At 69.9% G+C, this 12785-nt stretch carries 11 protein-coding genes and 2 pseudogenes; 6 read left to right on the top strand and 7 right to left on the bottom strand.

Annotated features, from left to right (window positions below; translation table 11 throughout):
- The 3 genes from H504_RS37595 to H504_RS0128975 all read right to left on the bottom strand — a co-directional run bounded on the left by H504_RS37595 (position 1) and on the right by H504_RS0128975 (position 1417).
- Positions 1-474 (bottom strand): DUF6292 family protein, encoded by a 474-nt coding sequence (locus tag H504_RS37595; protein ID WP_245614496.1) that lies wholly within the window; start codon positions 472-474, stop codon positions 1-3.
- A 97-nt stretch (positions 475-571) separates the two neighbouring features.
- The gene (locus H504_RS0128980; protein WP_157440697.1) at positions 572-799 is read right to left on the bottom strand and encodes a hypothetical protein; all 228 of its coding nucleotides are present in this window, start codon (positions 797-799) and stop codon (positions 572-574) included.
- Positions 800-862: 63 nt separating this feature from the next.
- Entirely contained in the window at positions 863-1417 is a 555-nt protein-coding gene (locus H504_RS0128975; RefSeq protein ID WP_026425642.1) for a sigma-70 family RNA polymerase sigma factor, read from the bottom strand.
- Between the two features lie 65 nt (positions 1418-1482).
- Between H504_RS0128975 and H504_RS42710 the strand changes: the two genes are divergently transcribed.
- The gene (locus tag H504_RS42710; RefSeq protein ID WP_026425641.1) at positions 1483-2211 is read left to right on the top strand and encodes a zf-HC2 domain-containing protein; all 729 of its coding nucleotides are present in this window, start codon (positions 1483-1485) and stop codon (positions 2209-2211) included.
- Positions 2212-2465: 254 nt separating this feature from the next.
- Here H504_RS42710 and H504_RS44140 read toward each other — a convergent pair.
- Positions 2466-2813: pseudogene (locus tag H504_RS44140) on the bottom strand (zinc-ribbon domain-containing protein); the annotation flags it as partial.
- 341 nt (positions 2814-3154) lie between these two features.
- On the opposite strand from H504_RS44140, the gene H504_RS37590 reads away from it, so the two are divergent.
- The 3 genes from H504_RS37590 to H504_RS0128955 all read left to right on the top strand — a co-directional run bounded on the left by H504_RS37590 (position 3155) and on the right by H504_RS0128955 (position 6621).
- Complete coding sequence (locus tag H504_RS37590) at positions 3155-4567, top strand: PepSY-associated TM helix domain-containing protein (RefSeq protein WP_084468346.1); 1413 nt, start codon at positions 3155-3157, stop codon at positions 4565-4567.
- Positions 4568-5026: 459 nt separating this feature from the next.
- A complete protein-coding gene (locus H504_RS0128960) occupies positions 5027-5614 on the top strand; it encodes a class I SAM-dependent methyltransferase (RefSeq protein ID WP_026425640.1) in 588 nt (195 codons plus the stop codon).
- Complete coding sequence (locus tag H504_RS0128955; RefSeq protein WP_026425639.1) at positions 5611-6621, top strand: HNH endonuclease; 1011 nt, start codon at positions 5611-5613, stop codon at positions 6619-6621. Before H504_RS0128960 ends, H504_RS0128955 begins: the two co-directional genes overlap by 4 nt.
- A gap of 10 nt (positions 6622-6631) precedes the next feature.
- On the opposite strand, the gene H504_RS0128950 is transcribed toward H504_RS0128955, so the two are convergent.
- Complete coding sequence (locus tag H504_RS0128950) at positions 6632-8197, bottom strand: PucR family transcriptional regulator (RefSeq protein ID WP_026425638.1); 1566 nt, start codon at positions 8195-8197, stop codon at positions 6632-6634.
- A 129-nt stretch (positions 8198-8326) separates the two neighbouring features.
- Between H504_RS0128950 and H504_RS0128945 the strand changes: the two genes are divergently transcribed.
- Together H504_RS0128945 and H504_RS0128940 are read left to right on the top strand one after the other, a co-directional pair.
- Complete coding sequence (locus H504_RS0128945) at positions 8327-9823, top strand: CoA-acylating methylmalonate-semialdehyde dehydrogenase (RefSeq protein WP_026425637.1); 1497 nt, start codon at positions 8327-8329, stop codon at positions 9821-9823.
- Positions 9824-9845: 22 nt separating this feature from the next.
- The gene (locus H504_RS0128940; protein WP_026425636.1) at positions 9846-11222 is read left to right on the top strand and encodes an aspartate aminotransferase family protein; all 1377 of its coding nucleotides are present in this window, start codon (positions 9846-9848) and stop codon (positions 11220-11222) included.
- Positions 11223-11829: 607 nt separating this feature from the next.
- On the opposite strand, the pseudogene H504_RS44135 reads toward H504_RS0128940, so the two are convergent.
- A pseudogene (locus tag H504_RS44135) lies at positions 11830-11928 on the bottom strand (IS481 family transposase); the annotation flags it as partial.
- A 48-nt stretch (positions 11929-11976) separates the two neighbouring features.
- Entirely contained in the window at positions 11977-12771 is a 795-nt protein-coding gene (locus tag H504_RS37585) for a phytanoyl-CoA dioxygenase family protein (protein ID WP_035306615.1), read from the bottom strand.
- Positions 12772-12785: the final 14 nt, after the last annotated feature.

The raw sequence follows: 12785 nt of genomic DNA, 5'->3' as shown, positions 1-12785 counted from the left end.
TCAGGACGAGACCGCGACCATGCGCGCCGCCAGCGCCTGGCGGTCGGGCAGCGGGGTGACGGTGCCCGCCTCGCTCAGGTGGTGACCGGCGATGACGTCCGCGACGAAGCGGGCCACCTCAGCCGGAGTGGGGACGACGTGGCCGCCGAGGTAGGAGATCACGGACCCGTGCGGCTCGACGCCGATGTACCACCCGAGCCGCTCGTCCCAGACGAGCATCAGGTCACCGGCGGGCAAGTCGGGAAGTCGTTCGGCCAAGCCGACGTACGCCGTGGCCGTGTCGGTGACCTCGTGCGCCACGGCTTCGACCGGTACCCCGATCAGCACCGCGACCTGGTGGACGTAGGTCTCCAGCGCGGCGACGAGTCGCACCGGCTCGCCCCGGGCGTTCACGTCCGACGAGACCACGACGCGCCGCGCGGCGGTCAGCGGACCGGCACCGCTGCGGCGCGCGGGCCCTCGACGTCGAACCACTTGGCTGTTCCTTCGACCACGCGTCGATCTCCTTGTCGCTTCGGCATTCCATCACAGTCCATTGAGGACTGTGCACTGCGGACTGTGCATTGCGGACTCAGCGGTTGGACGGCGGGAACCGGCCCTCACTGCTGTCGAGCGCGACCAGCTCGGTGTACTGGTCCTGCCACGAGCGCTCGGTGGTCAGCAGATCGGCGAGTCGCTGCACCCACGGCACGTCCGGCAGGTCGGTCTCGGTGGCGAGGTGGCGCTCCGTCTCCTCCCGGGCCTTGCGCCACTCGGCCAGCGTCGGGCCGAGCACGGGACCACCGGGTTCATCCGCCATGAACCGACCGTACTGCATGTCGTCCACCCCCGTGCCGGTGTACACGGGCGGGTGACCAGTGGATCAACCCACCTCGGTGGCGGAACCACCCTCGACCGCGCGGACGAGGTCTTCACGCGCTCGGGCGACCCGGGAGCGGATGGTGCCGATCGGACAGCCCACCACGGCCGCCGCCTCGGCGTAGGGCAGGCCGAGTACCTGGGTCAGCACCAGCGCCTCGCGCCGGTCCGGGTCCAGGGCGTCGAGCAACATGTTCAGTTCGACCACCGCCTCGGCGCCGCTGACCGGTGAGCCGCGATCGGCGGCCAGTTCCCAGCCCGCCCCCGAGGCCAGTCGCGGCCGGGACCGGGCCATCCGCACCTGGTCGACGACGACCCGGCGAGCGATCACCAACAGCCAGGTCTTGGCCGACGAACGCCCGGCGAACCCACGCAACGTGGTGAGCGCCCGTGCGTAGGTCTCCTGCGCGAGATCATCGGCCACGCTGACGTCCGCGAGGTGGGCGACGAACCGCCAGACGTCCCGCTGGGTGGCCCGCACGAAGCGCTCCAGGGCGTCCCGGTCACCGGACCGGGCCCGCAGCGCCCAGCGCGTCACGTCGTCATCGGGTGTGCTCACGGTCGCGGATCGTAACCACACCCCCGTCGGGAACCAACGGGCCGACCGGCGCGACCATTCACCACGTGGACTGTGAAACCTGCCGTGAAGCGCTCTCGGCCCGACTCGACGGCGAGGCCGAACCCGCCCCCACCGCCGACGTCGACGCGCACCTCGGCCAGTGCCCGACCTGCGCCCAGTGGCAGGCCAAGGCCGAACACCTGACCAGGACCATCCGGGTCCGCCCCGCCGAACAACCCCCCGACCTCGTCGACGCGGTACTGGCGGTCCGCCCCAAACCAACCGCACTGGGCTCCCGGGTGGCACTCGTCGTCGTCGCCCTGATCCAGGTCTGGCTGGCCATGGCCCAGTTCCTCACCGGCGCGACCGGGGACCACGCCGGCCACGAACTCACCGGCCACGACCTGGCCAGCCACCTGTTCAACGAGGGCGCCGCCTGGAACCTCGCCCTCGGCATCGGCCTGCTCGTCGCCGCCGTGCAGGCGCACCGTGCCACCGGCCTGCTCCCCACCCTCAGCGGATTCGTCGGCATCCTGCTGCTGTTCTCGGCACACGACATCATCGCCGGAAGCGCCACCGCCATCCGCGTGGTCTCGCACGGTCCACTGTTGGCGGGCCTCGCCCTGCTCTACCTCGTCGCCCGCGCACACCGCCGCGAACCCACCCCCGGCACGCCGGCGGTGGAGGGTGACCAGGATTTGGGTCCTAGTGCCAAGCCGGGGGACTGGGCGCCAAACCCGCGAAAGCACAGGCCGCGCCACCTCCGCCCAACCGCCCACAGACGAGCGGCGTAAGACCTGGCTTGACCGCACCGGGGCGGTCTTGTAGCCGCACGGACGACATACCCGGCCGCGAGCAAGTCGTTGCTCTTGCGTTCGTCGATCAGCAACTTGGCGACCGGTGCCAGTACGCGCCGTCGTACTCGATCAGGATATTGCGATCTCCCGCGGTCACGAACCACCAGGCCAGAGGTCGCGTGGCCGAACACCTCCTTCGCCGCCTCCCAATGGTCGAGTTCAACCCGGGATTTGCCGTGTTCACGGCACTGTGGGCATTCCGCGCCACCGGACCGTGAACTGAGCGGTGACCGCCAGACGTGCGCGGGACCGGTGGCACAGATCCACTCCGGCGAGAACGCGGTGCTCGTGTGGGGGCGCACCCGCCATGCCGTGACAGGATTGGTCGGGCTCCACTCAGCGGCCAAACCGGGGTCTCGCCACGCCGGCGACCCGAGGTGGTCCGGCAGTTCGGACACCGCGGGCTTTGGTACTTCTCGCGATCGCGGACCGGTTCCTGCCACTGCTGACGCACCAATCCGCGTACCACCACACGGCTCCTGTCGAATCCCAGACGACACGAGACACCTCGTCAGCCACCAATCCTGCGGCTCGGCCATCGGCTCCACTACCTCGACGCCCGCACCGCGGAAAACCTCGCCGATGCACTCCGGGCACCACGCGGGCTTCGTCCGGGTGGTGAAGGCAGCGGGCGCTTGTAGCTCAATGTCGAACGCACCTGTGCGGGAGTCCCCAATTGCCGCACAGCAGTCCCCGGCAACGACAGCCGCTCACTGGTCAAACGGATCACCCGCCCGACCTCTCGCCCGTCGAGCATGACGTGTCTTCCCCGGACAGCAATGCGCTGCGTGAGTTGCCGCCATCCGCTGGGAGCCGGGAACCACAAGGCGCGGACGTCCGACTTGTGCGTGAAGTCCCGACTCCCCGCGCGAGGTGTTCGATGTCCGCTCCGCCGCTTGATGACGTGGTTGCCGCTCCGCAACGGTGGTCCGTGGTGCCGCTGTTGCGCCGGTTGCACTTCTACGCCGGGGTGTTCGTGGCCCCGTTCTTGATCGTGGCCGCCGTGTCCGGACTGTTGTACTCGATGGCGCCGCAGCTTGACGACCTGTTCTACGGCGATGTGCTGACCGTGTCCCCGACCGGGGGTTCGCCGCTGCCGCTCGCGGAGCAGGTCACGGCGGCTCGGGCGGCGGTGCCCGACGGGTCGGTCACCGGGGTCGTGGTGGCCGAGGACCCCGACGTGGTGACGCAGGTCGTGTTCAGCGGCATCGGCGACAACTCCCGCACCGCTTACGTCGACCCGTACACCGCTCGGGTGCAGGGCCAGTTGACCACCTGGTTCGGCGCCACCCCGGTCACCACCTGGCTGGACGGGCTGCACCGCAACCTGCTGCTGGGCGAGCCGGGCCGGGTGTACTCGGAGCTGGCGGCGAGTTGGCTGTGGGTGATCTCGCTGGCCGGACTGGTGCTGTGGCTGGTGCGGCGGCGCAACTCCCGGCGTCGTGTCCGGGCGCTGCTGCTACCGGACCCCAGCGCGACGGGCGTGCGCCGGACCCGGTCGTGGCACGCCAGCCTCGGGATGTGGACACTGCTCGGCGCGCTGTTCCTGTCCGTCACCGGGCTGACCTGGTCGACCTACGCCGGTGACAACTTCGCGGCGGCCCTGGAAGCACTGCACGCCAAGACACCGGTGCTCGACACCAGCCTCCCGGGAACCGCCTCGACCGGATCGACCGGACACGGGGAACACGCGGGCATGAGCCACGGCGGCACGACACCGCTGGACCCCACGACGTTCGACCGGGTGCTCTCCGCCGCACGCACCGCTGGCCTCGACGGCCCCGTCGAGATCGACGTCGCGAGCAATCCCGGCAACGCCTGGACCGCTGCCCAGGTCGACAACACATGGCCGATCCGCCTGGACAAGATCGCGGTAAACCCCACATCCGCCACGATCACCGCCCGCACCGACTTCGCCGACCGACCGCTGCTCGCGAAGCTGACCACACTCGGCATCCAGGCGCACATGGGCAGGTTGTTCGGCCTGGCCAACCAGATCGCGCTGTTCCTGCTGGCCGCCTCGATCCTCACCCTGATCGTCCTCGGCTACCGCATGTGGTGGCAACGCCGCCCAACCCGCACCGCCGTCGGCGCCGCCCCCCGACGAGGCGCCTGGCAACGACTCCCCCTGTGGGCGATCGTCCCGGCCCCACTGGCCCTCATCGCCGTCGGCTGGGCGATTCCGTTGCTGGGCTTGAGCTTGCTCGCCTTCCTCATCCTCGACACCCTCACCGGCGCCTGGGTCAATCGGCTTCCATCCGGCCATACTCCGAGGCGTGGCGGTATGGACTGAAGACGGTATTCGACTGTGGGCCGCGCGGGTGGGCAATGGTGTGCCGGTGGTGTTCTGCCATGGTGGCCCCGGATTGTGGGACACCATGGCCGTGGATTCCTTGGAACGGGTACTACCAAAGGTGTCACGTGTACACCTGACCGACGCCGGTCACCTACCGTGGACAGAAGACCCAGCAGGATTTCGAACAGCGGTCGGCGGATTCCTGGCCGAAGTGGATTGTTAGCCGCCTGCCGCAATCCGGCCGTTCGGGTGTAGCGCCGCGAGCAGTGTGTCGGTCGCAGAGTGTTGTCAGCCTGCCCTTACACGACCCCCGCTCCTCCCGACAACCCCAGCCACCACAGTGCGACCTACGACCTGACCGGGACCAGCGACTAGATTGACCGGTGACATGCCGAATTGACATGAAGCTGGGGCACACTGAGGGTGAACCGGGAATCCGCCGGGTCGGGTGGCCACGTGGCAGGCGCCACGGGCTACTCAGGGGCGGCTGAGCGGCTGGCCCACGAGTACGAGGCCGTGAGCTTCGAGCAAGTCCACGGCGCCGTGGTGGCCTGGCTGCCGGGCACTCCGAGCCGGGTGATCGACATCGGCGCGGGGACCGGTCGTGACGCCGCTGCCCTGGCCGCGCGGGGGCACACGGTCACCGCTGTGGAGCCGACCGCTGAGTTCCGGGTGATCGGCCGGGCGCTGCACGGCGGCGCTGTGCACTGGCTCGACGACAGCCTGCCGGAGCTCCGGTTGGTGCGGGGTGTCTTCGACCTCGTCCTGCTCAGCGCGGTGTGGATGCACCTGGACGACGTCGAACGCCGCACCGCCATGACGCGGATAGCCGGTCTCCTGGCACCCGGCGGTCGCCTGGTCCTGACCTTGCGCCACGGCCCCGTTCCGGCGGGGCGGCGGATGTTCGACGTGTCCGTGGTCGAGACGGTCGACCTGGCCGGGGCGCTGGGGCTGAAGGCCGTGCACCACAGCGAGACAGCGGACGTCCTGGGTCGACCCGACGTCCGGTGGAGTTCCCTGGTGCTGGTCGGTGCTGCCGAATGACGTTCGCCCTCTACCGCAGCGAACCCACCGTCTGGTCGTCCTGGCGGATGGCCGTGCTGTTGGGCGCGAATTCCCGGACCTACAAGTTCGCCTTTGCCCACGCGCTGCTGGAAACAGCCGGACAAGGCCGTACCGACGTTCGATTGTCGGAACTGGCCGTTCCTTATGCCCAGCGCTTGGTGGAACACATGGCCGACGCTCCGCAGGCGCCGGAGAAATCCGGATTAGGAGAGCGGGACTTCTTGACCGTGGCCGGACAAGAAGCGGAACAGACCAGGGAGCTGGGGCACCCGACCGAACGATTGGTCGACGCGGCGTGGCGGTCGATGGGCCAGATGGTGCTGAAGAAGTTCCCGAACCTGCCCGGGAATACGCGATTGCCCCATGATTTCTACGAGGTGAGCCGTGGCGCCGATCCCACCGTGGTGCTCACCCCGGCGATGCTGGAGATCGTCTCATCCGAGCGCACCGCCGGACTGTGGGCCGAGCTCACGGCGCGTTGGGCCATCGTGGAGAACTCGTTCAGTTCGGGCATCGGACGCGGTCTGATCGCCCAGGGCGTCGCCGTCGACCTGGAGTCGGGCACGTTGCGGGACAAGTACCGGCGGCGGTCGATCGCGGGGTTGGCGGACTCCGTGATCGGGTTCCAGCGCGGTCGGTGTCTGATCTGCGGCGACATCATCGCCCATGGCGCTGCCGTGGCGGTGGACCACGTCTTCCCCCATGCGCTGATGCGGCGCTTCGGCCTGGTGAACGGGTGGGCGGGCCCCGATCTTGACCTGCTGTGGAACCTGGCGCCCGCGCACCGCGAGTGCAACAGCGCGAAAAGCGACCGGCTGCCCACCGAAGTCGAGCTCCAGCGGCTGGCTGAACGCAACGAGGCGATTCTGGAATCGCCGCATCCGCTGCGGAAAACTCTTGAACTCACTCTTCGCGGCGAGGGGTTCTCAGGGGTGCTCGGGCAGTGGGCCAAGTTCCTGGCCAAGGTGCAGGATTCCTGCCGGTGACGGGAAAGCGTCAGCCGGGAGGGGTGTCGTGGGGGGTTTGGTCGTAGGCGAGGACGGCCAGGTGGAGGGATAGGCGGGTTTCGGGGTCGGTGAGGTCGCGGGTGAGGGTGGTGGCCAGGCGGGTGAGGCGGGCGTAGACGGCGGGGCGGCTGAGGTGGAGGGTGCGGGCCAGGTCGGCGATGTTGCCGTTGGTGGACAGGTAGGCGCGGAGGAAGTCCAGGGCGGCGGGGGTGGCTTGGAGGAGGGGGTGGAGTTGGAGTTCGACGAACTGGTGGAGGCGGGGGTCGGCGCGGAGGGACCAGAGGAGGCCGCGGGCGCCGAGGTCTCGGCTGCGGTAGAGGTCGCGCTCCCCCACGCGGGTGGGGTCGGCGGTGATGGCGTCGGCGATGTGGACGGCCTCGGTGAGGGCGGCGGAGAGGCCCGCGAGGCGGGTGGTGGGGGTGGCGGCGGTGGCGATGGTGCCGACGGGGAGGTCGATGTCGGTCAGGAACGAGCGGAGCGCTGACGGCTCGTCTGTGCAAGAGAAGACGGTGGCGACGCGGCCGGGGGCGGTGATGCCGGTAAGAGCGGCGAGGCCCTGGCTGCGCGCGGTGGCGGCGGCGGCATCCAACAGGGCTTGGTCGGTGGTGGTCGACGGGGTGGCGAGGACGAGCACGGCGTAGGTGCGGCCGGGGCGGAGGCCGAGGGCGCGGAGGCGGGCGCCGGTGGCCTGCTCGTCGGTGACCTGGCCCGCCAGGAGGTCGCGGAGCAGGCCGCCGTGGGCGTCGAGGGTGGGGTCGTGGGTCTCGGCGTGCAGCATGCGGGTGATGGCGAGGGTGTCGGCGGCGCGTTCGAGGACCGGCACGGTCTGCTCCGGGTTCGACACGGTACGCGGGACGACCAGGCGTCCCCAGCGGCCGCGGCGGGGGCCGACGGGGGTGCACAGCCAGCGCTCGGGACCCGCCTCGGTGGTCTCGGCGCCCGCGGCGGCCAGGCGGGAACGGGACTCCCAGTCGCGGAGGAGTTCGGTGGGGCGGGTGGTCCCGCTGTGGGCGAGGGCGTGGTGGGCGAGGTCTTCCAGGACGACTGGGTGGCCGCTCAGCGCGCCTGCCTGGGCGAGGACCTCGTCGACGCGGGCACCCTCCACGGTCAGCGTCGTGAACACGCGGTTGACCTGTTCGGTGAACCGCAGGCGCTCGTGCTGGACGTTCAGGATCCGGCTGTGAACGGCCTCGGTGATCTCCACGAACCGGACCGTGCGGCGCAGCTCGACCAGGGGAAACCCCAGCCTGCGCGCGGTGCGGACCATCGGCTCCGGTAGCGACGGCAGGTGCCTGCCCAACTCGATCACCAGCCCGCTCGCCCCGGCCGCGCGCAGCCGCTCGACGTAAGCGGCCAGGTCAGCCGCGCGGTCGACGGCGACGATGCCGGTGGACAGGAGCAGCTCGCCGCCCTCCAGGGTGCCCGCGACCTCGGCGATCTCGCTGACGTGCACCCAGCGGACCGGCTGGTCCAGGTTCTCCTCGCCGGCCCGAACCCTCGGGTCGCCCGCCTGGATGCCAGGGGTGGCGAGGACGTCCGCCACGGTCAAATACACGAGACCGACGGTAACACGGTGCTTTACACATCGTCGGCTCTCGGGCCGGATCGGCTTCACTGTGTAACTGGCTGCGCCGGCGTCGGCGGGGCACCGTTGGGGTAGTCGGTTGTGGGTGAAGGGACGCGGATGAGCACGGACATCGTGGGGCACTGGATCGACGGCGCGGAGTCACCCGGCACGTCCGGGCGGACCGGGGACGTGTTCGATCCGGCCACCGGCGCGCTCGCCCGCCGGGTCGCGCTGGCCGGGGTCGACGACGTCGAGCGGGCGGTGGCGTCGGCCGCCGCGGCGTTCCCGGGGTGGCGGGACACGGCACTGGCCCGGCGGACCCGGATCCTGTTCGCCTTCCGCGAGCTGCTGGACGCGGCGCGGGACGAGCTGGCCGAGATCATCACCGCCGAGCACGGCAAGGTCGTCTCGGACGCGCAGGGCGAGATCGCGCGCGGCCAGGAGGTCGTCGAGTTCGCCTGCGGGATCGGGCACCTGCTCAAGGGCGGGCACACCGAGAACGCCTCGACCGGGGTCGACGTGCACTCGCTGCGCCAGCCGCTGGGGCCGGTCGCGGTCATCAGCCCGTTCAACTTCCCGATGATGGTGCCGCTGTGGTTCGTGCCGATCGCGATCGCGGCGGGCAACACGGTGGTGCTCAAGCCGAGCGAGAAGGACCCGTCGGCGGCGCTGTTCATGGCCGGGCTGTGGCGGCGGGCCGGGCTGCCGGACGGGGTGTTCACCGTGCTGCAGGGCGACAAGGAGGCGGTCGACGGGCTGCTGGACCACCCGTCGATCAAGGCCGTGTCGTTCGTCGGGTCCACGCCCGTCGCCCAGTACGTGCACCAGCGGGCGAGCGCGGCGGGCAAGCGGGTGCAGGCCCTGGGTGGGGCGAAGAACCACATGGTCGTGCTGCCGGACGCCGACCTGGACATCACCGCGGACGCCGCGATCAACGCCGGGTTCGGGTCGGCGGGCGAGCGGTGCATGGCGATCAGCGTGGTCGTCGCGGTCGGCGACATCGCGGACCCGCTGGTCGAGGCCATCGCCGAGCGCGCCCGCGGGTTGCGCACCGGTGACGGCCGCCGCGGCTGCGACATGGGTCCGCTGGTCACCGCCGCGCACCGCGACCGGGTCGCGGGCTATGTCGCCGCCGGTGCGGAGGCGGGGGCGCGGGTGGTGGTCGACGGCCGGGACGTGGTGCCGGACGCGGACGGCTCGGGGTTCTTCCTCGGTCCGACGCTGCTCGACGGCGTGACCCCCGAGATGTCGGTGTACACCGACGAGATCTTCGGCCCGGTGCTCTCGGTCGTCCGGGTGGACACCTACGCCGAGGCGCTGGCCCTGGTCAACGCGAACCGGTACGGCAACGGCACCGCGATCTTCACCCGCGACGGCGGCGCGGCCCGGCGGTTCCAGCACGAGGTCGAGGTCGGCATGATCGGGGTCAACGTGCCGATCCCGGTCCCGGTCGCCTACTACTCCTTCGGCGGCTGGAAGGACTCGCTGTTCGGCGACACGCACGCGCACGGCACCGAGGGCGTGCACTTCTTCACCCGGGGCAAGGTGGTCACCACCCGCTGGCCGGAAAGCGACCAGGGTGGTCTGAACCTCGGCTTCCCCCGCAACGACTGACCACTCAGGACGGAGCACGACAATGACACTCACCGAGCACAGCGCCGCGGTCGCGGGCACCGGCGAGGCGGGCTGGGGGAACCTGTGGCCGCACTTCTCCCGGCTGAACACCCAGCACACCCCGGTGATCACCCGGGGTGAGGGCGCGTACATCTGGGACTCCCAGGGGCGCAAGGTGTTGGACGCCCTGTCAAGTCTCTTTGTCGTCCAAGTTGGACACGGGCGGCGGGAACTGGCCGAGGTCATGGCGCGGCAGGCGAGCGAGCTCGCGTACTTCCCGGTGTGGGGCTACGCGACCCCGCCCGCGATCGAGCTGGCCGAACGACTGGCCGCGGCAGCACCAGGTGACCTCAACAAGGTGTTCTTCACGACCGGCGGCGGCGAGGCGGTGGAGAGCGCGTGGAAGGTCGCCAAGCAGTACTTCAAGCTGGTCGGGAAACCGTTGAAGCACAAGGTGATCAGCCGCGCGATCGCCTACCACGGCACGCCGCAGGGCGCGCTGGCGATCACCGGCCTGCCCGCCATGAAGCAGAACTTCGAGCCGTTGACCCCCGGCGGTTTCCGGGTCCCCAACACGAACATCTACCGAGCGTCCACGCATGGCGACGATCCAGTCGCGTTTGGACGATGGGCGGCCGACCGCATCGAGGAGGCGATCCTGTTCGAGGGCCCGGACACCGTCGCCGCCGTGGTGCTCGAACCGGTGCAGAACTCGGGCGGCTGCCTCACCCCGCCACCCGGCTACTTCCAGCGGGTGCGGGAGATCTGCGACAAGTACGACGTGCTGTTCGTCTCCGACGAGGTGATCTGCGCGTTCGGCAGACACGGCACCACCTTCGCCTGCGCGAAGTTCGGCTACCAACCGGACATCATCACCTGCGCCAAGGGCATGAGCTCCGGCTACGCCCCGATCGGCGCGATGATCACCACCGACCGGGTGGCGGAACCGTTCCAGCAGGGCAAGAACATGTTCCCGCACGGCTACACCTTCGGCGGCCACCCCGTCGCCGCCGCCGTGTCCCTGGCCAACCTCGACCTCTTCGAAGCCGAAGGCCTCAACCAACGAGTCCTCGACAACGAAACCGCCTTCGGCGACACCATGCGCAAACTCCGCGACCTCCCCATCGTCGGCGACACCCGCGGCGACGGCTACTTCTGGGCCGTCGAACTGGTCAAGGACAAGAACACCAAGGAAACCCTGAACGCCGACGAACGAGAACGCCTGATCCGCGGCTTCCTCCCCAAAGCCCTGTTCGACAACGGCCTCTACTGCCGCCCAGACGACCGCGGCGACCCGGTGGTCCAGGTCGCCCCGCCACTGATCTGCGGCCAACCCGAGTTCGACGAGATCGAACAGATCCTCCGCCACACCCTCACCGAGGCCGCCACCCTCCTCTAGACAACCGGGCTGCGGGGTGGCCGCCACCCGCCACCCCGCCCACCCAGGGCAGGGCAGGACGCCTCCGGCGTGCCCCCACCCTCCCGGGGGGCGTCCCCGAGGCCATTCTATCGGCCCCTGAGCAGCGGTAGTAGTGGCAGGGCGAAGCTGTGGACGGCGAGCGAGGTTGTGGATAAGTCGGAGGGCTGGAGGTATCGGGCCACCAAGCCCGAAGGGTCGCGCACGGCAGCCCGATACCGGTTGATCACCGGACCGAGTGCCCAGAGACTCATTCAGCGACAGCCGGAGAGGCTGGAGGTAGTCGGCCACCAAGCCCGAAGGGTCGCACACCGCAGCCCGATACCGGTTGATCACCGGTCCGGGTACGCAGAGACTCGTTCAGCGACATGGGAGTAGAGGCCGATGACGGCTGAACTGGTGTCGGTGAGGGGTGGTGATGAGCCTTCGGTGGTCGGCGTGAGGAGCAACGCCGGGTTTCGAGAGTGGCGTGCGGCGGCTGGACCTGCCGAATGGGCTGCCAGGCCATTGCTCAGCGGGCGACCGAGGCTCGAATCAAGATAGCGGCAGTGGGCGATGAACGGCAGGTCGGCGGCTCGACGTGGTGAACAAGTCGGGCCGGCTGGTAACGGGTCAGGACCCGATGCACGGCCGAGGGGGCAGGCAAGGCGAACGGGCCCCACCGACGTGCGAGGCGGACTTTGATCAGCGCGTTGACCACATCAGGAGAGAAGTCTTCCCGTGTCGATTCCCGTTGCTATTCCGCGGCAAGGTCGCCGTGGAGGGCGTCGCGGATTGTGCGGGCGATGGGGAGTGGGGTGTGGTCCAGGACGGTCAGTGAGAAGGGCGCGCGGTGGAAGGTTTCCGATGGCAGGAGGGCGGGTTGGCCGAGGAAACGTGGCTGGTTGCCGTGGTTGGGTTGGGCGGCGTGGACGAGGAAGGGGTGGCACAGGTAGACATCCCCGACGCGGCCGGTGGCGAGGGCGATGGGGCGGTGTGCGGACGCGGCCTCGATGTCCGGGCCGATGTGGAAGATCGACGCGCCTCGACTGCCGTGCTCGCGGAGTACGGCCGGGGCGTCCATGTGCGAGCCGATCCGGATCCTCGTTGGGGCGTTGTGTTCGTCGATGTCGGTGAACAGGAACAGCATCAGCAGGACGCGGCCGGTGGAATGCACGTTGGTCCAGTACGTTTCCGCGCCGGGTGGTTGGTAGCTGCCTTCGATGTGCCAGCCCGCGTCGTTCGGTTCGCTCTCGTGTGGAAAGCGGAGCGGGAAGGAGCCCATTGAGTCGCGTGGCGCCCAGCGGCCGGGGCCGATGAGGGTGTCGAAGGCGTCGTGCAGGACGGGGGTGTTGATGGCCTGGGCGAACGGTTCCTGCCCCATGCCCGCGACCCAGTGCACGGGTTCGGTCCAGGTGGCGGGGTCGTCGGGCTCGGCCGGGATCTCCGCCCAGAGCAGCCGGGCGCATTCCTGGGCGACGTCCGCGGGGACGGCTTGGTCGAGTTTGAGGAAGCCGTCCGCGGTGAACCGGTCGACGAGTTCGCGATCCATGCCGTGACCTTGGC

The sequence above is a fragment of the Actinokineospora inagensis DSM 44258 genome, from assembly GCF_000482865.1.
GTDB classification, from domain to species: domain Bacteria; phylum Actinomycetota; class Actinomycetes; order Mycobacteriales; family Pseudonocardiaceae; genus Actinokineospora; species Actinokineospora inagensis.
This window is presented reverse-complemented; position numbering and strand designations above follow the sequence as displayed.

What these genes read in the sequence shown, in the direction of transcription:
- H504_RS0128980 (WP_157440697.1), bottom strand. Translation starts at nt 799, where the DNA reads ATGGCGGATGAACCCGGTGGTCCCGTGCTCGGCCCGACGCTGGCCGAG.
- H504_RS37590 (WP_084468346.1), top strand. Translation starts at nt 3,155, where the DNA reads ATGTCCGCTCCGCCGCTTGATGACGTGGTTGCCGCTCCGCAACGGTGG.
- H504_RS0128955 (WP_026425639.1), top strand. Translation starts at nt 5,611, where the DNA reads ATGACGTTCGCCCTCTACCGCAGCGAACCCACCGTCTGGTCGTCCTGG.
- H504_RS0128945 (WP_026425637.1), top strand. Translation starts at nt 8,327, where the DNA reads ATGAGCACGGACATCGTGGGGCACTGGATCGACGGCGCGGAGTCACCC.
- H504_RS0128940 (WP_026425636.1), top strand. Translation starts at nt 9,846, where the DNA reads ATGACACTCACCGAGCACAGCGCCGCGGTCGCGGGCACCGGCGAGGCG.
- H504_RS37585 (WP_035306615.1), bottom strand. Translation starts at nt 12,771, where the DNA reads ATGGATCGCGAACTCGTCGACCGGTTCACCGCGGACGGCTTCCTCAAA.